The sequence below is a fragment of the Natrinema sp. HArc-T2 genome, from assembly GCF_041821085.1.
Lineage (GTDB): Archaea > Halobacteriota > Halobacteria > Halobacteriales > Natrialbaceae > Natrinema.
The window spans coordinates 279,501-301,705 of record NZ_JBGUAZ010000003.1 but is presented as its reverse complement, the minus strand read 5'-3'; the positions used below and the strand labels follow the sequence as shown (position 1 = coordinate 301,705).

19 protein-coding genes are annotated in these 22,205 nt (G+C 62.9%); 7 read left to right on the top strand and 12 right to left on the bottom strand.

Annotated features, from left to right (window positions below; genetic code table 11):
- Positions 1–217 precede the first annotated feature (217 nt).
- The 5 genes from ACERI1_RS09130 to ACERI1_RS09110 all read right to left on the bottom strand — a co-directional run bounded on the left by ACERI1_RS09130 (position 218) and on the right by ACERI1_RS09110 (position 6,208).
- A complete protein-coding gene (locus tag ACERI1_RS09130; protein ID WP_373617809.1) occupies positions 218–3,430 on the bottom strand; it encodes a bacterio-opsin activator domain-containing protein in 3,213 nt (1,070 codons plus the stop codon).
- A 199-nt stretch (positions 3,431–3,629) separates the two neighbouring features.
- Positions 3,630–4,052 carry a universal stress protein gene (locus ACERI1_RS09125; protein WP_373617808.1) on the bottom strand — a complete coding sequence of 141 codons (423 nt, stop codon included), beginning with the start codon at positions 4,050–4,052 and terminating at the stop codon, positions 3,630–3,632.
- Positions 4,053–4,238: 186 nt separating this feature from the next.
- On the bottom strand, positions 4,239–4,922 hold the full coding sequence (locus tag ACERI1_RS09120) for a cytochrome c biogenesis CcdA family protein (RefSeq protein ID WP_373617807.1): 684 nt from the start codon (positions 4,920–4,922) through the stop codon (positions 4,239–4,241).
- Between the two features lie 2 nt (positions 4,923–4,924).
- Positions 4,925–5,494 (bottom strand): redoxin family protein, encoded by a 570-nt coding sequence (locus ACERI1_RS09115; protein ID WP_373617806.1) that lies wholly within the window; start codon positions 5,492–5,494, stop codon positions 4,925–4,927.
- Positions 5,495–6,208 carry an SCO family protein gene (locus ACERI1_RS09110; RefSeq protein ID WP_373617805.1) on the bottom strand — a complete coding sequence of 238 codons (714 nt, stop codon included), beginning with the start codon at positions 6,206–6,208 and terminating at the stop codon, positions 5,495–5,497.
- A gap of 203 nt (positions 6,209–6,411) precedes the next feature.
- Between ACERI1_RS09110 and ACERI1_RS09105 the strand changes: the two genes are divergently transcribed.
- The 3 genes from ACERI1_RS09105 (at position 6,412) to ACERI1_RS09095 (ending at position 10,254) form a co-directional block, all read left to right on the top strand.
- Positions 6,412–7,515 carry an iron transporter gene (locus tag ACERI1_RS09105; protein ID WP_373617804.1) on the top strand — a complete coding sequence of 368 codons (1,104 nt, stop codon included), beginning with the start codon at positions 6,412–6,414 and terminating at the stop codon, positions 7,513–7,515.
- A 108-nt stretch (positions 7,516–7,623) separates the two neighbouring features.
- Positions 7,624–7,800, top strand: a complete 177-nt coding sequence (locus ACERI1_RS09100; RefSeq protein ID WP_373618163.1) for a hypothetical protein — start codon at positions 7,624–7,626, stop codon at positions 7,798–7,800.
- Positions 7,801–9,048: 1,248 nt separating this feature from the next.
- Positions 9,049–10,254: a Cdc6/Cdc18 family protein gene (locus tag ACERI1_RS09095; RefSeq protein ID WP_373617803.1), complete on the top strand. Its 1,206-nt coding sequence runs from the start codon at positions 9,049–9,051 to the stop codon at positions 10,252–10,254.
- 113 nt (positions 10,255–10,367) lie between these two features.
- On the opposite strand, the gene ACERI1_RS09090 is transcribed toward ACERI1_RS09095, so the two are convergent.
- Together ACERI1_RS09090 and ACERI1_RS09085 are read right to left on the bottom strand one after the other, a co-directional pair.
- Entirely contained in the window at positions 10,368–10,787 is a 420-nt protein-coding gene (locus ACERI1_RS09090) for an ester cyclase (RefSeq protein WP_373617802.1), read from the bottom strand.
- A 257-nt stretch (positions 10,788–11,044) separates the two neighbouring features.
- The gene (locus ACERI1_RS09085; protein WP_373617800.1) at positions 11,045–12,190 is read right to left on the bottom strand and encodes a M24 family metallopeptidase; all 1,146 of its coding nucleotides are present in this window, start codon (positions 12,188–12,190) and stop codon (positions 11,045–11,047) included.
- Between the two features lie 208 nt (positions 12,191–12,398).
- Between ACERI1_RS09085 and ACERI1_RS09080 the strand changes: the two genes are divergently transcribed.
- The 3 genes from ACERI1_RS09080 to ACERI1_RS09070 all read left to right on the top strand — a co-directional run bounded on the left by ACERI1_RS09080 (position 12,399) and on the right by ACERI1_RS09070 (position 15,452).
- The gene (locus ACERI1_RS09080; RefSeq protein ID WP_373617799.1) at positions 12,399–14,105 is read left to right on the top strand and encodes a trehalose-6-phosphate synthase; all 1,707 of its coding nucleotides are present in this window, start codon (positions 12,399–12,401) and stop codon (positions 14,103–14,105) included.
- Between the two features lie 3 nt (positions 14,106–14,108).
- Positions 14,109–14,924 carry a trehalose-phosphatase gene (otsB, locus tag ACERI1_RS09075; RefSeq protein WP_373617797.1) on the top strand — a complete coding sequence of 272 codons (816 nt, stop codon included), beginning with the start codon at positions 14,109–14,111 and terminating at the stop codon, positions 14,922–14,924.
- 177 nt (positions 14,925–15,101) lie between these two features.
- Positions 15,102–15,452, top strand: coding sequence for a winged helix-turn-helix domain-containing protein (locus ACERI1_RS09070; protein ID WP_373617796.1), 351 nt, complete (start codon positions 15,102–15,104; stop codon positions 15,450–15,452).
- A gap of 214 nt (positions 15,453–15,666) precedes the next feature.
- Here ACERI1_RS09070 and ACERI1_RS09065 read toward each other — a convergent pair whose 3' ends face one another.
- From ACERI1_RS09065 to ACERI1_RS09050, 4 genes are all read right to left on the bottom strand, one after another.
- Positions 15,667–16,419 carry a peptidase M10A and M12B matrixin and adamalysin gene (locus ACERI1_RS09065; protein WP_373618157.1) on the bottom strand — a complete coding sequence of 251 codons (753 nt, stop codon included), beginning with the start codon at positions 16,417–16,419 and terminating at the stop codon, positions 15,667–15,669.
- A gap of 203 nt (positions 16,420–16,622) precedes the next feature.
- The gene (locus ACERI1_RS09060; RefSeq protein WP_373617795.1) at positions 16,623–16,919 is read right to left on the bottom strand and encodes a hypothetical protein; all 297 of its coding nucleotides are present in this window, start codon (positions 16,917–16,919) and stop codon (positions 16,623–16,625) included.
- A gap of 493 nt (positions 16,920–17,412) precedes the next feature.
- Positions 17,413–19,518, bottom strand: a complete 2,106-nt coding sequence (locus ACERI1_RS09055) for a bacterio-opsin activator domain-containing protein (protein WP_373617794.1) — start codon at positions 19,516–19,518, stop codon at positions 17,413–17,415.
- A gap of 194 nt (positions 19,519–19,712) precedes the next feature.
- Positions 19,713–19,964: an MTH865 family protein gene (locus tag ACERI1_RS09050; protein ID WP_373617793.1), complete on the bottom strand. Its 252-nt coding sequence runs from the start codon at positions 19,962–19,964 to the stop codon at positions 19,713–19,715.
- 174 nt (positions 19,965–20,138) lie between these two features.
- Between ACERI1_RS09050 and ACERI1_RS09045 the strand changes: the two genes are divergently transcribed.
- Entirely contained in the window at positions 20,139–20,525 is a 387-nt protein-coding gene (locus ACERI1_RS09045) for a ribbon-helix-helix domain-containing protein (RefSeq protein WP_373617791.1), read from the top strand.
- Between the two features lie 41 nt (positions 20,526–20,566).
- On the opposite strand, the gene ACERI1_RS09040 is transcribed toward ACERI1_RS09045, so the two are convergent.
- Complete coding sequence (locus ACERI1_RS09040) at positions 20,567–22,168, bottom strand: cobyric acid synthase (protein WP_373617790.1); 1,602 nt, start codon at positions 22,166–22,168, stop codon at positions 20,567–20,569.
- Positions 22,169–22,205 lie beyond the last annotated feature (37 nt).

Here is a 22,205-nt window from a genome sequence, read left to right as displayed (position 1 = left end):
ATGATCGTAGGCGCTATACACGGAATCAGTTCCGTCCCAGCACTCAATACTGATTCATCGCTAGATTTCGTGATCAGTCAGGAAGCATGAAGAAACACGGTATTACTGACCGTTCCGGTCGAGGTAAGGTACTTATACCGCGCGTCGCTGCCGATCTACGGCCCATCTTCGCTCGAGAGCGGCTCGACAGTCGACGGGGTCCAGACACAGTCGCGACTCAGTCTGCCGTCGGCTCGTCGAACAGCAGCGCGAACAGTTTCCGCTGGGCCAGCCGAAGATGCCGACTGAACGTCGGCTGGGAGACGCCGAGCGATTCAGCGACCTCTTCACCGGTGTGTTCGCGGGGCCACTCGAAGAAGCCGCCGTAGTAGGCCGCCTCGAGCGTCCGACGCTGGCGGTCGGACAGGTGGTCGTGTAACTCGTCGAACGGACGGGGCGAGCGAAGCGGTCGGTCGCGCTGTCGGCGAGCGACGAGTTCCGTTCCCGGATGGATTCGCTCGAGGTGCTGGACGAACGAGCGGACATCGACCGGCTCGCCGAGTTCGATCACGAGTCGAGTTCGATCGTCGACCGGCGTCAGCGACCGGAGAACGCCACCGTGGTCTGCGACCGTCTCCGCGACGGTGGGCTCGGCGACGCCGATTTCGAGGACGCCGTCATCGCCCCGCTCGACGATCGAGACCGAATCGACCGCCGACAGCGATTCGACTGTCTCGCGAGTCGCGTCGTCGACACCGCCATCGACGGCACAGAAGGCCGTCGATCCGCCGGACGTCCGCGGTACGATCGCGCGCACCGTCAGTCGCTGCTCGAGTCGGCTGGCGATCGCCGAGAGCGGTTCGGTGTCGTCTCGTAGTACGACCTCGAGTTCGGTGATCCGGTCGGCGAGCAGTGCGCGTTTCGTCTCGATCGCACCGATCACAGCACCGGCGATCGCAGCGAGATGCTGGCACGCACGCCGGGTATGGTCGTCGAACGCCGACGGCTCCGCCGCGTAGGCGGTGAGCGTCCCATAGCGGACCCCGTCAGCCGTCAGCGCCACGCTGAGCGCGGACTGAATTCCTCGCTCGAGGAGCCGTCGTCGCCACGATCGCCCGTCGTCGCTGTGTGTCTCCCGGTCGCTCGAGAGGTCGTCGACGACGACCAGTTTCCCGGTTGCCGCTGCTGTCCCCGTCGGCGTGTCGGCGTCCGCTCCCATAGGAACCGTCGCCGACTCGAGGAACTCGCCATCTCGTCCGGCCCAGGCCGTCGGCACGACTGTCTCGCGACCGTCATCCGCGTGGCCGACCCACGCAAGTGTGATTCCGTCACCACCGGTCGTCTCGGGCGACGACACGGAGGAGACTGCCTCGCAGAGGCGCTGTTCGACCGCGTCGCGCGTCTCAGCTGTCAGCATCGCCCCGCCAGCGTCCAACACCCGTTCGGTCTGTGTGGCGGTAGCTTCGAGACGCGAGCGGTCGTGCCGACACGTCCGGAGGCTGTCGGCACGCTCGAGCGACTCGAGGGCGACTGCGGCGGCGTCCGACACCGTCTCGATCGGGTCCGGCTCGAGTCCGTCGAACGCCATCGGGTCGGTGCTGGTCGCGAGGACGACGGCCTGCGTCGTGATTGGGACGGACAGGCCCCGTTCGGCGCGGAGTCCGGTTTGAGCGAGAACGGCCTCGAGGTCCGCGCGCTCGTAGACGGTCGCCGCTTCCTCCTCGAAGCTGGCTGCCAGCGGTGTGTCGTCGAGGTCGATCGGCGGTGGTTCGATCGAGCGGTGGTCGGCACCGACGTGGTCGGCTGCTGCTAGCGCTGCCGGATGCAGCCGATCGTCGGCGACGCGATACCAGACGGCCACGTCAGCGCCCGCATGCTCACGAATGGCATCCGTCGCGGCGTCGCGAACGACTGACGGCGTCTCGGCACGGCGGATGGTCGCGACGGTATCGTGGACTCTCGACAGGGTGGCCGCGCGAGAGTCGCGTCTGTCGCGGACGACACAGAGCGTTCGATCGGAGATCGACAGCGGCACGACGAAGACGTCGACCGGCGGAGCCTCGTCGGTCGCGAGCGTGCCCGTGATCGGCTCCATCCACCTGACGACCGGTGAGCGGGCTCGCGTTCGAATCGCCGACGCGAGGTCATCGTCGACTACAGTCTCGAGGTCCTGACCGACGAGCGCGTCCGCGTCGGCGAGGTCTCGAAGTGCCGGATTCGCCAGCCGAATCGTCGACCCCTCGAGGACGGCGATTCCATCGTCGAGTGCGTCAACGACAGCCTCGAGTAACTCGAGTCGCTCCTGGTCCGGCGCGGTCGCAGCGTCGACGGCCCCTTCGCTCGCATAGACCGAAACGCCGTCGTCGTCGGGGTGGACGCGCACGACGAGTTGACCCTCGAGAGACGGAACGGTCGTGTTGAACGTTTCGACCGAGCCCGTCGTCTGGGCGGCACGCGCGTGGTCGAACAGCGCCTCGCCCAGTTCGTCCGGAAGGAGTTCCCAGACGACGGTTCCAGTCAGCTCGGTGCGATCCGGCGTGCGACCGTCGGGGCCGGTAAACAGCGCGGTCGCCGCGTCGTTGACATACTGCAGCTCGTCCTGTGGGCCGAGGACGAAAAACGCGTCCGTGAGCTGGTCGACGCCCACGCGCAGGGCCGAGGGGGCGGCCACGTCGGTCATCGCGCCGACTCCGGTTCGAGTCACGATGACGCCCTCGACGGTTGGATCCGCAAGTCGGTTCGTGCAGGTCAGCTCCGAGACGTGCCACGTGCCGTCGACGTCGCCCAGCCGCAGGGTGACGCGTTCGGTCGCGCCGACCGGCGCGTCGATGACGGTTGCGAGCGTCTCGCGGATCGCCGTGCGGTCGTCGGGATGGACGATCCGGTCGATCGGCGTCCGCTCGAGTTCGGCTGGCGTATACCCCAGCTGTGACTCGACTGCCGGCGTCGCGTATTCGATCTCGCTGTCGGCATCGAGCACCCAGACGACGGCAGCAGCGCTCTCGAGGATCGACTGCTGGCGGCGGTCCGAGGCCGCGGCGGCCAGCCGATATTGCTCTCGCTCGGCTGCAGTTCGAACCCGCGCGGTCAGCACCGTCGGCGACTCGTCGCGAGCCACGACATCGCTCGCGCCGGCGGCGAGCGCGTGATCTGCATCCGTACCGTTGGTGATGGCCACGATTGGCCGCTCGTCCGATTCGGCGGCGAGTCGCTCGAGCATCGATTCCCCCTCCAATCGATCGACCGCAGCCGCATCGAACGGACAGAGCAAACAGTGGACGTCGCGATCGGCGAGTCGCTCGCGAGCTCCCTCGAGCGTCCGCTCTCGGAGGATCGATGCGTCCGTGAATCGTGCAGCGAGTGCATCCCGCGCATCGTCGGCAGTAGGATCATCGCCGACGACAAGCACGCTGGGTGTGTCGCCGACGACGGTCGCGGTCCGCTCGCTCACTCGCCGACCACCCCGAACAAGCCCCACTGTGTGCCGGTGCTCAGTGTCGACACGGCTCTCGGACATGGGACGCGAACAGCACAGCGAGCTACCTGACCGGCCACGATAGCGGCTGCGTCACTCCCGTATCGGTTAAGTATCAGTGCCGTACCCGGACGTAGCGGTGGATTAGAGGGCGGTACAACCGTATTGCAAATCGCTAGGACTGGTCCCGGACCGTGAGAACAGGAACCGGGGCGTTTCGCACGATTTCTTCGGCGACACTGCCCGAGAGCAGGTGATCGAGCCCGGAGCGACCGGCTGTCCCGACGATCACCATATCGACCGGATTCGTCTCCGCGTAGTCGACGATCTGTTCCTGTGGGACCCCGTGACGGATGTCCGTGGTCGCGTCGATTCCCTCTCGAGCCGCCGCTTCGTTTGCCTCCTCGGCGGCTGTGGCGGCTTCTTCCTCCGGATCGGTACGTAGCTGGTCCTGTTTGGTCTCCGCCTGTGGGCCGTCCTCCGAAACCGACAGCACGTGCAGGGTCGCATCGAGTTGGGCCGCGAGCTCGACCCCTTGCTCGGTCGCCCGGTGAGCGGCGTCGCTTCCGTCTGTTGCGAGGAGCAGCTCCTGATACATGGTCGTCCGTTCGAGCGACTGCGGTTTACATCCCGGACCTGCCGTTGCCTGCCCAGCGGGCGTCAGTCTCTCCCCGTCACGTCACCGCCAGACCGCTGTGGTTCGGTTACGATCGACAGCGCGTTGCCACCGGCGTCGATGACGGTCGCACGCGATTGGGCGTGAATCGAACTGTCCAACCGCCGCTCAGAACAGATTGAAGTAATCGAAGACGACGAGGGCGAGATACAATTGCCCGATCCCGGCGACGATCATCACGACGCCCGCGATTCGCTTCAACAGGCCGGAGTAGGCCGTCAATCGGCCAGCACCGGCGATCAGACCCATCCCTGTTGCGACGGTCAACGAGACCATCAACACGACGACGCTGCCGACATAAGTGCCAAGCAGGACCAGCGCATCGGCCATCGACAGCGAAAGCGCACGGGTGACGACACTGATAAACAGTGGCGCGACACAGCCGGCCGACGCGAGCGCATAGCCGACGCCAAAGATCGAAAAGCCGAACACGCTCGAGCGGCGTTTCGGGAGGGTAACGGAAAACGACGGTGCGCGACCGGCAACGATCAACGCGCCGAGGACGACCAGGACGAGGCCGGCAGCGGCTTCGAACCACTTGATCGACGAGATCATCGACTGGCCAACCCAGAACGTCGCTCCGAGCAGCGCAGTGAACGTGACGAGGACGCCGAGGCCGGCGAACAGCCCGCGACTCAACGCACCGCCGAGCGACGCCTGCTCGCCGTCGGTCTGGCTCACGTAAAAGCCGACGTAGCCCGGCAACAGCGGGTACGCACACGGGGAAAAGAACGTTGCAACTCCGGTCGAGAGCCCGAACACGATCGACGTGGTCAGCGCAGCGTCGACCATCCTTATTCGGCTCCTCCCTCGAGTGCCTGCTCGATTCCCGCGACGAGTTGATCCGCATTCTTGCGACCCTGATCCGACCACTGAACGGTTCCGGACGCGTCAATCGCGACGGCGTAAGGGAAGAAGCCTCTGAGAAGTTTACTCGTCAGTTGCTGATCCGGGTCCATACCAAGCAACCAATTCCCATTGTTGTTTTGCCACCATTCGACGACTTTGCTCGCCTTCATATCTTGATTTGTAACCGAGATAAATAGCACGTCGTCGCCGATTCGTTCGTGTGCCTCGGCAAGTGCCGGCATCTGCTTTTTACAGGGATCACACCACGTCGCGAAGAAATCGATAAACGTCGGCTGGTCCGTTGCTGGCAGGTCGACTTCACCAGCCGTACTGCCCGGTGCGTCGAGTGTCTGGATCGAAATCGGGTCCGTTATCCTAATCGCGTCACTCGTCGTCTCCGTCTCGTTCGTTTCATCGCCGGAGGATGGTGCTGGGAGACCGTTCATCGCCACCGCTGCGCCGCCTCCAATGACGCCCAGACTCCCAATGCCAGCCAGGACCTCTCGCCTGCGCATCTATCCGTTCACCACCGTTTCGAAATCGTTGGCGAGCCGTGTCATATCCATCCTCGATCCCTGCAGGTAGACACGCTCGAGATACCCTCGCTTGTTGACGAGGAAAATGTAGGGGAGATGTGGGAACTTGTACTCGAGGTTGTCGTAGTCGTGATCGTACTCTTTCTTGAGTGGTAGGCCGTACGTGTCGGCGACGATCTGTTTGGCGGTCTCGTACGATTCCGGTCGCAGGAAATGGAAGTTTCCGGCATCGAGGTCGACCCCTCGTTGGGTCCCGAACGTCCGAATCGCATCCGGTGAGTCTCGTTCCGGATCGAACGTCATCGCAAGGAACGCTGCCTCGTCACTGTATCCGTTCTCGGCTGCGGCGCTCTGGACATATCGCAAGCGTTCTATCAGCAGGGGACAGACACCGTCAGGACAGTTCGTATAAAAGAACGTCAGCAGCATGACCCGCTCGTCTTCGAACTGGTCGGTCGAGATAGTCTCGCCGGTCAGCGGATCAGGAACGCTGACCGCCGGGAACTCGTCACCGTAGCTCGGATGTGACGCCTCGCTTAAATCCGTCTCCGGCGGCTCGAGAACGGCATTGGGGCTTCCAGTATTGGAGTTTCCGTTTCCGGTATCCCCGCCGCCGACCGTTCCGTCGAGGCAGCCGGCAACACTGGTAAGCCCTGCGATTCCGACTGTGCCGAGATACGTCCGCCGGTCCATATCCGGGTTCTAGAAGCGGTCGATGAAAGGTTCATTGGTTCGCCCCACGAACGGGGGCCGTGTAGCAGTCAGTTACTGAAATCGATCCTGAAAGACACGGGAGCTGAACCCAAGGAAAACACGTGCCGGCAGCGACAACTCGAGTATCACGTTCGACCAGTGAACCAACAGGCGTTTTGTCGGGGGTTTCCAACCACCGGGTAATGAATCGCCGGGCTTTCCTCCGTGGTACAGCCGCAGCCGGAGCCGCCGGAACCGCCGGTCTCGCCGGCTGTCTCGAGCAACTCGGGTTCGAAGAAGAATCTGCCTTTGCCAACCCGCCGCTCGTCGAGAACCGACCCGACGCCGTCTACTTGCCCTCCTCACGCGACGGGATGGGGATGTATGGGATGGCGACCGACGGCGACTACGCCGCCATGCTCTCGTATACCTTTCCCCACCGGTTCTGGACCGTCGAAGCCACCGAGGAAGGAAAAGAGCTCGTCGAGATCACCGCCGACGACAGTCTCCATCTTATGACCACTGTCTGGGACCGCGAGACACACACCGTCCTTCCGGTGGACACGCGCCTCGAAATTCGACAGGACGGCGACTTCGTCGATATCGGCACCTCCTCGCTGTGGCCGATGATCTCCCAGCGGATGGGCTTTCATTACGGAGATAACATCCAGCTCCCGGGCGAAGGAACATACACGGCCCGGATTCAAGCCGGTCCGGTCAGCCTCGAGCGAACCGGCTCGTTCGAGGGCCGACTGGAATCGATTGGAACGCTCGAGATCGACTTCGAGTACGTCCGGTCAGATATTCACGACCTCTCGTTCGAGACGATCCCCGAATCACAGCGGGGGAACCGCGAGGCGTTGTCACTCATGAAAATGGAACACGGTGGTGATGATGGCGGGCACACGCCGATGGGGCAAGCCACGCCACTCGAGGAGTTGCCCGGGGAGTCACTCGAGGCCCAGCACAGCGGTGACGCAACGCTCGCCGCGCTCGTCGCCGACGCCGACCGGCTCACGGACGGTGGCTCGTATCTGGCGATCTGCCCAAGGACCCCGTACAACGGTATCATTCTTCCGTTCACGTCCCTGTCCGCGACCGTCGAGCGGGATGGGGAGACCATCTACGACGGGCAGCTTACAGAGGCGCTCGATCACGAGATCGGCCACCACTACGGCGTCGCACTCGACACGCTTGCATCCGGCGACCGCGTGACGGTGACCGTCGACTCACCGCCGCAGGTGTCACGACACGACGGCTACGAGACGGCGTTTTTCGACTTCGACGACGTGACCTATACTGTGTGAAGCGGACGTGTAAAGCGCACCGTACCGCGAGTGAACGGAATGAAACGAGTCCCTGTCTGCACCGTACGATTGCGATAACTATCGGGGACGATCGAATACGTCTACGGTATGTCTCGGACAGGAAATGCAGACATGGATATCGGCTGTCCGGAGTGCGATGCGACGATCGCGACATCCATCCCGCCAGGCCCGGGGATTCACAGGGAAAGCGATTCGAACCGACTACTCGGAAAAGAGACTCACTGTCGGAACTGTGGCCACGAACTCGAGCTCTACTACTACTGAGACGAGCTGTTGTCATGGTGTCCCAGCGAACCCGTATGGCTGGTCGCGGGCCCACCAGCACCTACTGACAGGCGTCCGTCTGAATCGACGGCACCGCCATCGTCTCGATGTAACGGGGGCCCACATACCGTGGCTGTAACCCACACACCGGGTTTCCGGTGAAATCGTCGTGAGCACAGAAGCATCCTCGAGCGATCGGCGAGTGCTCCGCCAACCGAAACACGGCGGTGCCGTCCCGTGGCTGGCACACACCGGGTTTCCGGTGAACGAGATCGTGTCCGTCTCCAGAGCCGACATCAAGCAATCACACCGTGTTTCCGGTGAATTTGGTTCGTCGGTGAGTGGCTGTGACCGACTTTGACGAATCAAGAACCGAGCGGCTCGACTGCGTCAGTTCGAGAGCCGATCTCGTGTCGCCAACGAGAGTACCGGCTGACCGCCGTGACTGGAACAGTGATTCTCACGAGTGTCACGCACACGGTTCGAGGTACCATGCTCGAGCGGACACACACCGGATTTCCGGTGAAACGGGACGAACAGCCGACAGTCGTACTCAGCCACACTGACGAACACACACCGGGTTTCCGGTGAAACGAGTAGAAACACGTCGAAACGTCGGACGAATACCCACCAGAAGCAGAAACCAGCCAACGACACGAGACTTCGACCCGTAACGGCGTGAGAAAGCCGTGATCTTCGCTTGGTGTTGGCCATCTGATTTTCACATCTATCCAAGAGAGAAATATATAAGTAACGTATGTGAGTATAGTTCACTAAGTAAATTAATAATGTAATTCAAATGTCGATTAGACATTGCTGCAACCGAACCGATGCCCTCCAGTTGACGATTCACTTCGAGTGCGGTCACTGAGTAGTTCGGCTGCGATTGTCGGTACGGCGACAGCCTCGAGGTCACGACGGCGATCAAGACGATACCGTCTGTTGCCACGAAATCTCGCATACTTCTGCACATCATACACCGTGTTTCCGGTGAAACAGTGACGGTGGCCCCTCCGCTTCGACTGCACCCCTACACGGATTTTCACCGTTTCACCGGAAACCCGGTGTGTGTGTCGTCAGCCATCGACCGACCCTCGCGGTCACCGAACGGGGGGCGTATCGCGTCGATCAAATTGGTCGATTGACCGCGTTCGGCCTGCTCGAAGCGTCTGAAAGCGGTTCATCCTCGGCACCGGCTCGTCGCCGACAAACGGAACAGCTATTTCACCGGAAACACGGTGTCCCTCTATGTCGAGTTCCGGCGATGACCTGTTCACCCGCGACGATCCGATCTTCGAGAACAAAGAACTCCTCGAGATCAACCACCTTCCCGAAGAGGGTCGGATCGTCGGTCGCGATGACGAGATTTCGGAACTTGCAAACGCGGTCAACCCCGCAATCTTCGGCCAGAGCCCGAGTAACCTGCTGATCTATGGAAAAACTGGGACGGGGAAGTCCCTCTGTGCGAAGTACATTTCGGAGCGGCTGGTCCGTGTTGCGGGAGAAGAAGGCGTCACGTCGGCGTTTGCCTACGTCGACTGCGCACAGGACAACACGGAAACCCAGGCCGTCCAGACGATCGCCCACACGCTCAATGAACCAGCAGTCACCGATATCAGGATTCCCGACAAAGGTCTCAGTACCTCGACGTACTACAAGCGCCTCTGGACGGTGTTAGATACCCAGTACGACGTGGTCCTCGTCATTCTCGACGAGGTCGACAAGCTCGACGACGACGACATTCTTATGCAACTTTCGCGCGCGGGCGAGGCCGGCAAGCTCGAGTCGTGCAAGATCGGCGTCATCGGGATCAGTAACAAGATCAAATACAAGGACCGACTGGACGAGCGGGTCAAGTCCAGTCTCTGTGAACGCGAGTTCGTCTTTCCCCCCTACGACGCGAACCAGCTCCGCGAGATCATGCAGGCCCGCAGCGACGCGTTCAAAGACGACGTCCTCGAGCCCTCCGTTATCCCTCGCGCTGCGGCGCTTGCAGCGCGCGAACACGGCGACGCCCGCAAGGCGATCGACATTCTCCGGTACGCCGGCGAAATCGCCCAATCGAACGGCAACGAGACCGTGCAGGAAGAGTTCGTCGTTCAGGCCCGCGAGCGGGCCGAAACGGATCGGTTTCGGGAACTCATCCGCGGTTCGACGCCACACTCGCGGTACGTCCTGCAGGCGCTTGCGGTCCTCTCGCTCAACACGCCCGAGGAAGACGGGTTCCGGACGACGAAAATCTACGACGTCTACGAGGAGATCTGCCGGCAGGAACGGTCCGAGCCGCTCTCCCTGCGGCGGGTTCGAGACCTCCTCAAGGAACACGCCTTCCTCGACATACTCGAGCAGGCTCGCCGAAGCGGCGGCAGCGCCGAAGGCAGCTATACCGAACACCAGTTGCTCGAGGACCCCGAGGTCGTCCGGACGGTCCTCGTCGAAACTGACGACGCCTGAGTCTGCGCTTGTCTCGCCACTGATACCCATTTCAGTAACAACGAGAACCGATCGTGAGAGACCGAGATACGTCACGGCTGATAGTATAAATAACCGAAAAGAGGGGGCGAGCGTTACTCCTCAAGGAGCCCGAGCTGACCGAGGAAGTCGTGCTGATCGAAGAACGCGCGCTCCTCTTGGAGTTTGCCGTCTTCGACCACAAACTTCGCCATATCCCGGACCTCGAACGTTTCGTGGGTCGGCGGAATCCCGTCGAACTCACTGTCGTGGGTGCCCGAAAGCGTTCCTTCTGCCATGACCAGTTGCTCGTCCGCGAGCATCTCGTGGACGGCTATTTGGAAGTCGGAAAACGCGTCGACGACTTCCCGAGCGTACGCTTCGAAGTCCTCACGGCCCTGTATCGTGCCACTGGTCGGAGACGTGAACGTAAACGATTCCGCGACGACATCGGGCAATCTCGAGAACTCCTGCTCGTTCCAGATCTCTACGTACTCGGTGGCGAGCTGTGCCGCATCTTCCGTGGTTTCTGCCACTGTCTCCCACCCCAAGTTATTCTATAATGTTTGTTAACATAACTATATGCCTTGTCAATTCACGGTGAGCGCAGACCGGGTATCGACCGGTGCCGACTGATTCGCCTGTACCGCCGCACCCGTCTCCCTTTTCTGAACTCCCTGTTGCTCGCCTCCCTGATTTTGGAAAGCCGACAGAGCCGTCGGATCACGGCTTCCATAGCCTCCATTTCACCGGAAACACGGTGTCTCGATCGACTCGAGCGAGGCCCGTCGACTCACAGACCGGTCTCCCAGCCACGCGGCGTGTCGTTCAATCGTTCGGCGCCGTCTTCGGTAACCACCACGAGGTCCTCGATCCGGACACCGAACTCGCCCTCGGGGTAGATTCCCGGTTCGACGCTGAAGACCATGCCGGGCTCGAGTTCGCGGTCGTTGCCTGCGGTGATGTAGGGCGGTTCGTGGACTTCGAGGCCGACGCCGTGACCGGTCCGGTGAACGAAGGCGTCGCCGTAGCCCGCCGATTCGATGACCGATCTGGCTGCACGATCGATCGACCCTGCCGTGACCCCCGGTTCGACGGCGTCGATCGCAGCCTGCTGGGCCTCCCTGACGATGTCGTGGACGCGCTCGTACTCCGCCGGTGGCTCGCCGACGACGATCGTGCGCGTCTGGTCGCCCGGATAGCGACCCGTGCCAGCCTCGAGGTCGGCTGAGACGAACGCACCGAAGTCCAGCACAATGGGATCGCCAGCTTCGATCTGTCGCGAGCCGCTGTGGTGGTGTGGGCGGGCCCCGTTCGGTCCGGCAGCGACGATCGTGTCGAAGGCTGGCTCGTCGCCGCCTTCTGCGGCGAGCAGCCGGTCGATCTCGCTTGCGAGTTCCGATTCCGTCATGCCGAGCAGTTCGTCGCCACGCTCGCGAATCTCGAGTGCGACGCGGTCCGCCAACTCGCCGGCCCGCCGAAGCGCCGCAAGTTCGACCTCGTCCTTGCAGATGCGGAGCGACTCGAGGACGGTACTTGCGAGTCCGAACGCGGCGTCCGGCAGCAGGTCTCGGAGATCCTGCGTAAACGTCGCCCACATCCGGTCATCGACGAGAACGGTCGCTTCGTTTGCCTCCTCGAGCGAGTAATCCGCCAACACGCGCTCGACATCATCGAGCGGGTCGTCCGAATCGGTCCAGCAGCGCAGTTGTAGCTCCGCGATCGGCAGCGAAGCGAGCTGTGTCTCGTACATCGCCGGCGCGACGATCGCGGGCTCGCCGTCTCGGGGGACGAACAGCAACAGGTGACGTTCGGACGGCGATTCCGCAAAGCCGGTCAGATAGGTCAAGTTCGGGCTCGGAAAGCAGACCAGCAGGTCGGCTCCGACGTCTGCGAGCCGGTCCTGACAGGCGGCTATCCGGCGCTCGAACGGCGTCATGGCGACGGGTTCGCTCGACCGACCAATCAACGTTTGGGTACCCTCGGTTACGAGCGCGGTCATCAGATTGCGCCAGCGATCCATGTTTCGGCAGACTGTCTCCGCGAGCGGACAGTCTGCTATCCGTGGGGACTAGTGGGAACCTATTAACCCACCAGCGAGTGCAGGCCGCGAAGCAACCAGTGGAGAGGCTGTGCTGTTTCAGCGAATGCGAGTTCCAGAGCGGTTGCCGACGACGACTGTGTCCGATCGACAGTATCGAACTCGAGGCAGCGACCGCGGACGAACGGACGACGCGTCCGGGGGTGACGGCCCGAACTGTCCCGGGTCGCTGATCGTCGTTTCGAACCGCCAGCCGTACCGCCACGAGTACGAAGACGAGTCAGTCTCGGATCCCTCCAGCAGCGACGGGACCCCGTCATTTGGAGCCGACGGCGGTCTCGCTCGAGCAGAGCGCCAACGATCGATCACGGTCGACGAGCCGACCGGCGGACTGACCGCCGGCCTCGACCCCGTCGTGCAGGAAACCGACGGAACCTGGATCGCCTGGGGCGACGGCGACGCGGACTTTGCCGTCACGGACGACCGTAACTGCGTGGCCGTCCCACCGGACGAGGAGGCCTACACGCTGCGGCGACTCGACCTCTCGGAGGAGGCGGTCGATTCCTACTACTACGGCTTTAGCAACCGCGTGCTCTGGCCGCTCTGTCATGGCTTTCCGGATCTGATCGAGAATCGACCGACGGATTTCGAGTGGTACCAGACGGTCAACGAGCAGTTTGCCGAGGCGGTCAGCGACCACGCCGACGAGGACGCGGTGGTCTGGCTGCAGGACTACCACCTCGCGCTCGCGCCGCGGCTGATTCAGGACTCAGTCCCCGACGGTGCGACCGTCGCCCACTTCTGGCACATCCCGTGGCCGACGCCGTCGACGTTTCGGCACTGTCCTGCCGGCGGCCACGTTCTCGAAGGACTGCTCGGCAACGACCTGCTCGGCTTCCACGTCGAGGGGTACGCCGACCGCTTTCTCGACTGTGTCGACCGGTTCCTCCCGGCTGCCACCGTCGATCGCACCCAGCGGACGATTCGCTACGACGGGCGAACGACCCGCGTCGTCGCGACCCCGATGGGTGTCGACGCCGAGGGGTACGACCGTGACGCGCGCTCGACCGACCGCGACCGCCTCACTGCACTGTTCGACGAGTACGGGATTCCACAGGGAACGACACTCGGACTGGGACTCGATCGCCTCGACTACACGAAAGGGATTCCGGAACGTCTGGCGGCGCTCGAGCGATTCTTCGAGCGCAATCCCGGCTGGCGCGGCGCGTTCACGTTCCTCCAGAAGGCGACGCCCTCACGGACCGAAATCGGGACCTACCAGCAATACGGCGAGTTCGTCCGCAGCGAGGTCCAGCGGATCAACCGCCGCTTCGGGACTGCCGACTGGCAGCCAATCGTCTACACGGAGGACGTCCTGCCACGGGACGACATCTGTACGCTCTATCGCCACGCCGACGTGATGCTCGTGAGTTCGCTAGTCGACGGGATGAACCTGGTCGCCCAGGAGTACGTTGCAGCGAGCATCGATAGCGATGGCGCGTTACTGCTGAGCAACCGAGTCGGGGCTCACGAGCGGCTCGGCTCGCACGCCCTGACGATCGATCCCGCCAACGCAGACGGGGTTGCAGCTCAGCTCGAGTACGCGCTCTCGATGTCGACCTACGAGCGCCAGCGCCGGCTGAACACGCTCCGCCAGCGCGTCTTCAGCGGTGACATTCAGTCGTGGATGGCGACACAGTTCGACTGGATCCGTCGCGTACATGACGACGCCGGGAGTTCCGACGAGTCTGGCCGAACCAGCAGGCACACGGACTCGGAGTCCGACTCCCGAGAGCCCACGCCGCCAGTGTGACCGATGGGAGCGCCTAACGCACCATCACCACCGCGACCGCTCGAGGAGCAGTGGCCACGGATTCGGGCGACGATCGCCGACGCCACCGGCATCCTCGTCTGCCTGGACTTCGACGGCACGCTCGCACCGATCGTCGAGGATCCCGACGCAGCGATGCCGACCGAGCGCAATCGAGAGGCAGTAGCCACGCTCGTGGACACGCCCGAGATAACGACCGCCGTCATCAGCGGTCGGGCCCTGTCGGACGTCCGCCAGCGTCTCGAGGGGCCGTCGATCTACGCCGGCAATCACGGGCTCGAGCTCGCCCGTGATGGAGACATCTCCGTCCACCCGGTCGCACGCGAGCACGCCGCCCGCATCGAACGTCTCTGTGCCGTCCTCGAGGTCGCCCTCGCGCCCGTTCCGAACTGTCGGGTCGAAAACAAGCGCCTGACCGGGACGGTCCACTTCAGAGCCGTTCCGTCGGCAGCCGTCCCGACTGTCCGTCGGCTCACTCACGACATCGTCGACAGATTTGGTGGCGACACCCTCGAGCTCTCCCCCGGCAAGCAGATCCTCGAGACCGGACCGGATCTGACGTGGGGGAAAGGCGACGCGGTCGAGGTGATCGCTGCCGACGAACCCTCCGAGACGACCGTCATCTACGTCGGTGATGACGTCACTGACGAGTCGGCGTTCCGAGCCGTCGAACCGGACGGACTCGGAATCAGGGTCGGCGGCGACGAGCCTTCGAGCGCGTCCGCCCGCGTCGAGTCGCCGGCGGATGTCGCGGACTTTCTCTCGTGGCTCGGCTCGACCGGCGTCGACTTACTCGAGTGAGCCGTACTGTCGACCTTCGATAGGGCGAAACTGGCGGGACTGTCGCTCCCGAAGACACGGCAGTCATCGGCTCAGCACACATGGATACTGATGGCGGTTACTAATACCAATTAACATATCTGAGCCGAAAGTATTAGTTACCACTGGAAATATAGTGCGGTACGAGAGTGAACACACGTGAAACTCCGTCAACCAACTGATTTCCTGATCCTCGAGGCGCTCGAGGACAAGGGCCGCAACGTCGCAACGAATCTGGCTTCGCACACGGGGAAAAGCCGGAAGAACATCAACACGAGACTTCCAGTGCTCGAGGACTACGGGCTCGTCCGCAAGATCGGCCCCGCAGAGCGCTCCGGGCTCTACGAGATCACCTCGATGGGCAAAGCGGCGCTGGTCTACCAGGACCAGTACGACGAAGCCGACGACTTCGAAGCGCTCATCCAGGGGCCAAATGCCAGCGCCAACACGGACGGGGAAGCGCAGACGAGTTTCGCCCGTGGTGACACGGACACCGACGACGACGAGTGATACCGTCGGGACTGATACGGACTCCTGTCAGTCAGTTCCAGTGCAACCGCAGGGCAACTCGCGGTTGCACTGGTAACTCGTTACAGCAGACCGTATGACTTCCAACGTGGTCGTATGACGAGCCGCTGCGGTCTCTGGTCGGTCGCCGCGCCGAATTCGACCGCCTCGAGAGATCACAACTCGATTCAGCGTTCGATTTCGCCTGACTGCTCGATCAGAGAGAGACCTCGCCATCGTAGGCTGCGAGCCGACGACGAGCGCACGACGAAAAGCTGAAGCTGAGTGTTCGGTGGCGCCCCGTCGTATCTGGAATCGTCGTCCCACACTGTGAGCGCTCGCGATCGTACTCGGGATCCCACGCATAGCTACTGAGCATCGGCGTCGCGACGACGGCGTCGTCGGCGACGAACGCGGTGCCGTGTTCGTGGCCGAGGCCGAGCGCATGGCCGACTTCGTGCAAGAGGACGTGCATCGTGTGTGCCGGCGTCGTATTCGGCGCGATCGATCGCGGCCCGTCATCAACGAGCGTCGCGAACAGCTCGAGGGCGGCGATATGTCTCGCTCCGCCGACCGATGCGACGTGCGGGAGGCCGTACCCGGTGGGTGCCGTTTCCATACTCCCGTCCGTGACCAGCAGGTTGACGTCCGACGCCGGTTCGATGTCGCGCCCGCCGAGAGCCCCCTCCGCGACGGCCATCGGCCACTCGCCGCGGCTGGTGAGTCGAGCGGCGTCTTCACTCGAGACCGAAACGGCCCCACCGATCGAGACCGCAAGCGTCCACGACTCGAGCGAGAGAGTCGCGGTGAGATACTCGCGGATTCGCTCGGCGACGCCGTCGTAGGTGGCGGCTTGCTCGGAAAGCCAGACGCACACCTCGAGCGTGTCGGTGGCTCCGCGTGTCGTATACGCCAACGTTCCGAGCGAGAGTGTCGATCCGACCGTGCCGAGGAACGCGCGCCGATTCACGAGCGCGACTCTTGCAGCAGACACCCAGTTCCTGTGGGTGAACATGAACGTGCATTAAATCATCGCGGTGTGGGTGGCCGCCGCCTCACAGGGCTATCGTAACAACAGAACCGAGTTACACATCGACCGCATAGTCTGCGGGTCTCGCTCACGTCGTCGCTTCGAACCGCGCTCCCGTCGTGCGATCTGGTGTGCAGTGACGTTCAGTGGCTAGTATAATCAGACGGCACGCGCCGGGTATCGACGACACGGGAGCAGCGTCCGGTAACGCGGATCTCGCGTCCTGTCGGCAACTTCTCTGGATCGATCGGGACCAACAGGAGTAACGCATCGTCGTCGGTTTCGACCAGTCGTCGGTGCGGCGTTCGCTGTTGCATGCAAAACGTCCACTCGCCGGTCCGAAGCCGGTGGCGAACCTGCCAGTCGGTATAGTACCGACCGTCCGAGCCTTCGAACACGGTCTCGAACGGCAGCGCTACCACGGCCACCCCGTCCCCCACGATCGGGCGGCGACTGTCGTCTCGATCATTACTACTCGATCGACTGACTGTCACGCGTATTGGCGCTCGGGTTCATATCGACGACGTTTAAGAATCCGTGACGGTCTTCGAAGACTGGGACTCGAGTTCGCGTGACCGTCAGTCAGACCAGCACGTTCTGTCGCCGGCGGGCAGCCCACGTAACCGATGCTAACCGACCGTTCAGGCCACATCACACACTATTATTTGACTCGAGTCGCTTGTCCAAGTGGCGTCAGTTGGACGATGGCCGCTGTGCGAGCGCACCCATTCGAACCACCACCTACTGCACTCTCGGACGGCGCGCCGACGTCTCCTGGCGCTTTCTGACGGTCCATCACCGGATCGACTGAATCAGCTCCACACAGCCGCTGCCCGTCGTCTGGCGTATCACCGAGTCACTACTGTCTAGTCAGTGTGGTGGGCCCGCAACTCATCATGCGGATGTGCCAGAAGACAGTGACAGCAAACCGTCTCAATCAATACCTGTGCCAGTACCGGTACTGTCCTCGAAGAACTCCCCGAGAATCGACTTCAGTCCCTTTCGGAGATGTTGGTGCATCGTCGGTGGCGAGATGTTCATCGCCTCGGCGATCTCCTCGCCGGTGCTCTCGCGCGGCCAGTCGAAGAACCCACCGTAATAGGCGAGTCGTAACGTCGTCAGCTGGCGGTCAGTGAGCCCGTCGAGGATCCGGGTTCGTCGCTCAGCTGCCGTCCTGACCGCCCGGTCGACCTCTCGTCTGGCGGCGAGTTCGGCGTTCTCGTAGGCGACGGTCAGTGCCTCGGCGATCTCCCGAATGTCGGCGTCCTGTGATACCTCGACCAGACAGGTCCCGACGCCGTCCTCGACGGTGACGTCCCGGATCGTCGCACCGTGGTTTGCGAGCGTGCGGACACCCGACGTCGAGAGCCGCAACTCGATCGTACAGCGCTCGTCGCCGTCGTGGATGACCCGACACTCCTCGACGGACTCGTGGTCTCTCGCCTCCTCGAGGACCGTCTCACACCCGAGTCCGTCGACCGTCACGTACTGGAAGGTACGCCCGTTCGACGTGGTGCCGGCCCACTCGAGCGAACCGGTACAGTCGTACTGCTCGGAGAGATCGAAGCAGAACGTATCGCCGCCGTCGATCTGGAACTCGAGTTCGACGACGGAATCGGCAAAGAGCAGCTGACGGTTTTTGACGGCCATGATGGTAAAGCCGATCGTCTCACCGAGCAGTTCGAACTCGGCTCGCTCGCGCTCGCTGAAGGCGTCGTCACGACCTGCGAGAACCGTGAGTACGCCGTAGGTCGCGTCCTCGTGTGTGATTGGAACGACGATGCCGGATCTGACGTCATCCGTGCGGGCTGCTTCCCGCAACTCCTCGGGAAGCGACTCGTTCTCGACGATGGCGTTCGTCGTCCGCAACTCGCCCGTGCGTGCTGCCTGTTCGACTGGGTTCTCGTACTCGCCGGAACACTCACGAACACACTCGAGGACGGTCTCGGCGTCGCCCGCGCCGGTCCGGTAGGACAGTTGCCCGTCGCCGGTCCATTCGGCGATCCACGAGCCACAGTAGAGCTCCGAGTCGACGAGTTGTTCACAGACCTCGCGTTCGATAGTGTCTCTGGCCGGTGCCTCGACGAGTGTCTCGATGACCTGTCTGACGACGGCGTTGATCCGGTTGAGCGTCTCGAGTTGATCCTGACGCGAGCGGAGCCGTTGCTCGCGCTCGACGCGTTCGGTGATGTCTCGTGCCAGCCAGACGACGGCGCGTCGCCCCTGAATTCGCTCGTCGATCGGGACGACACGGGCCTCGAACTGCCGGCACCCGTCGGTGGTGCTCGCCTGATACTCGATCGACTGCACATCGTCTGTTTGGATCGCCTGATCGATGCAGTCCTGTAGGTCCGCCGCGACCGAATCGGAAAACGCGTCCGCGAGCGTCGTGCCGACTAGTTCGTTGGCGGGGATCGTGTAGAGGTCCCCCGATTCGGGACGGACCTTCGCCTCGAGATAGGTGCCGTCCTCGCCGATGACGAACGCTTCGTCGGGCAGTTCGTTGGCGAGGATGTGGTGATACCGACTGTCGTCGTCAGAGAGGACGCTGCGTTCGGACTGGACCGCCGAGACGATCCGATCGATCGGGTCTTCGTCACGTTTCATCGGCACGTAGTCGGTCGCACCAGCACGGAGTGCCACCGTTGCGAGTCGCTCGCTGCCCTCGTGAGGGGCAACGATCGTCGGCACGTCGGACAAGTCAGCATGCACACGCTGTAGCAGGGCCTGTATGTCGTCCGGACGGTCAAGTTCGAGAACGACGGCACTTGGTGTCATCGGCACGGTCTCGTCGTCGGCTGTCTCCGGCTCGCTGATCGCTGAGTCTTCGCCGTGTGTCGAGGGCGTCTCCGCCCCGCCGTCGCGTTTGGCGCCGGGGGGCGCTGTCATCGACTCGAGGAGACTGTCGGGATCGGTCGGAGCGGAGACCGTTCGAATATCGCGTTCGGTTGCCGTTTCGAGCCGCGACCGAAGACGGCTCTCCTTGGCAGGGGTCTCGGTCACGATGACGATCGGTCTCGCTCGCTGTCTGTCGCTCATCCGTGTATCTCAGTCCAACCAGTCCGTGTCCGCTCTCTTCTCTCAAAACCACACTCTGGAATAAAAGCTTGCTGGTCAACGACTGGCGTCCCTACTCATCGACGAGAAGTCGGCTCGGCGGTCGCGATGGCGCTCATGCGGGCAGCACGCAAGCGACGTGTCCGGATCGGCCCACAGCCGCACGTGTCCGACAGTTACAGTTCGTCTTGCTTTTTGAGCTCACGGAGCAGGTCGTCGACGAGGGACTCGACGTCATCGTAGGGGAAATCGCCGCCCGTGGTCTTGGTGTTGAGCTCCATCGCGGTCATCGAGAAGTCGCCGGATTCGAATTTCGTTCCCGGACCGTCAGGTAACGCTGGCACGAGGTCCATCGGACTCGAGACTGGGTAGTCAGCATTTTCGAACGCGTCGATCATCTGCTCGCGAAGTTCGGTTTCGTCTACCATGACAGTCCGTCCTTTTGCGCGAACCCCAATAACTCTGCAGGTGACCGCCGCCCCGATGACGGTCCGTGATATCCGCGTCTGCACTCGTCGACGGTGTGTCGATCGCGCCATTGTGTTTCAGGAGTGACTTGATCGTCGAAACAGTAATTAATCAGTACCGTACAGTCTAGGTACATGGCGAAAGATACCGTCAGGTACCCCGACGACGTGGTCGAAGAGATCGACGCGCTCGTCGAAGACGGTATGTTCGAGAGTAAATCCGAGTTCTACCGGTTCTCTGCGGAGTACGTCCTCACTCTGATCAACGACGATCACGACGTCAAGACGTTCAACTTCGACGAGATCCAGACCGAACTCGATATTAGCGACCGCGATCACGCCGAGGCGCTCGGGACCGACGGTGGCACGTTCTTCCTCGATGCTGTCATCAACGTCCGCAAACACGGACTACGTGGCAACTACGAGGCCGCCGAACGCTTCATCGACACCCACTACGACGAGACCGACCAGGAGTGTATCATTCTCGAGGAACTGCTCGGCACCTACCGCGACGGATCGTAGTCGCTCGAACGTCTCTGCTGTTGGTCTTGCCGTCTCTTTTCTTACTCGCCGAACGGGTCGCCAAGCGCCGCCAGATCGACGTGTTCGCTGACGAGTCGTGCCGCACGATCGTACGGCGTCGATCCAGCCTCTGTCGCGTCCGAGTCCGTCGACGGTGACGCGTCCGTCTCCGCCTGCGGCGGCCAGTCGACCCCCGCCGTCGCCGCGACAGACTCGAGAAACGCCATCCGAACCGATTCGTTGTCGAACAGGCCGTGCAGATAGGTTCCGAGCACCTGCCCCGTGGCCGCACTCGAGTCGCCGAGTGGCCGACGGACATCCTCGAGTGCCTGCGTCCGGCCCGCGTGGATCTCATAGCCCGATGCAGACCCGTCTGCTCCCGACAGCAGCGGCGACGCCGAGCCGTCGACGGGCACCGACGTCTGCTCGAGGCGTTTGTCCCCCTCGAACCGGGTTTCGACCGGCAGCAGCCCAAGCCCGTCGACGACATCGTCCGTGCCTGTCCCCTCGAGCGCGGCGTTGGTGATCCGCTCGCCGAGCATCTGGTAGCCACCACAGACCCCGACGACCGGGCCGTCGAAGGCCGCGAGCGCGTCGGCGAAGCCGGCCTCGTGGAGCGCCAGCAGGTCGTCGACCGTGTTCTTCGTGCCCGGGATGACGACCGCGTCGGCGTCTATCCCCTCGAGCGGGTCGGCTGTCCCGTCGCCGTCGACCGGCACGTAGACCACCGAGACGCCAGGTTCGTCCGCCAGCGCCTCGAGATCGGTCGCGTTCGAGATCCGCGGAAGCCGGGGCACGGCGATCCGAACTCGTCGGTCGGCAGAAACGCCGTCGTCTGCACCGACGACGCCTCGTTCCTCGCTACCGGGGAGGCCGACGCTGTCCTCCTCGGGGAGGCCGGGATCGTCGTAGGGGAGCACGCCCAGAATCGGCACGCCAGTTCGGGATTCGATCTCCTCGATGCCGGGCTCGAGCAGGGATGGGTCGCCACGGAACTTCGTGATGACCGCGCCGACGATGCGCTCGCGGAGGGCGTCGGGCACGAGTTCGATCGTTCCGTAGAGGCTGGCGAAGGCCCCGCCGCGTTCGATGTCGACCAGCAGGAGGATATCGGCATCGGCGAACTCGGCGGTTTCGACGTTTGCGAGGTCCCGATCGTGGAGGTTGATCTCGCCGATGCTGCCCGCGCCTTCGGCGACGATCACGTCGTTATCGGCTGCCAGCCGGCAATATGACTGTTCGGCAGCCTCGCGTGCTCGCTCCCAGTACTCATCGTAGTAGGTCCCAGCGGGGACGTGATCGTGGGCCTCGCCCTGCAATACCAGCTGGCTTTCACCATCGCCGCGGGGTTTGAGGAGGACTGGGTTGCAGTCGGTCGTGGGAGTCATGCGGGCCGCTCGAGCCTGGACGAACTGGGAGACGCCGATTTCGCCCCACCGGTCGTCGGTGGTCGCGGCAGGGCCACCAGTTCGCTGGTCGTCACCATCCGGTCGAACGACGACGCGCGCGTTGTTACTCATGTTCTGGCCCTTGTACGGCGCGACGTCGACCCCACGGTCGGCGAGCAATCGACAGAGGCCCGCTGCGACCGTCGACTTGCCGACGTGGCTTGCAGTTCCGGCGACGAGAAGCGTTCGTGTCATCCGCGTTGGCAATACTCCCGCTGGGGAGTGTATTGTC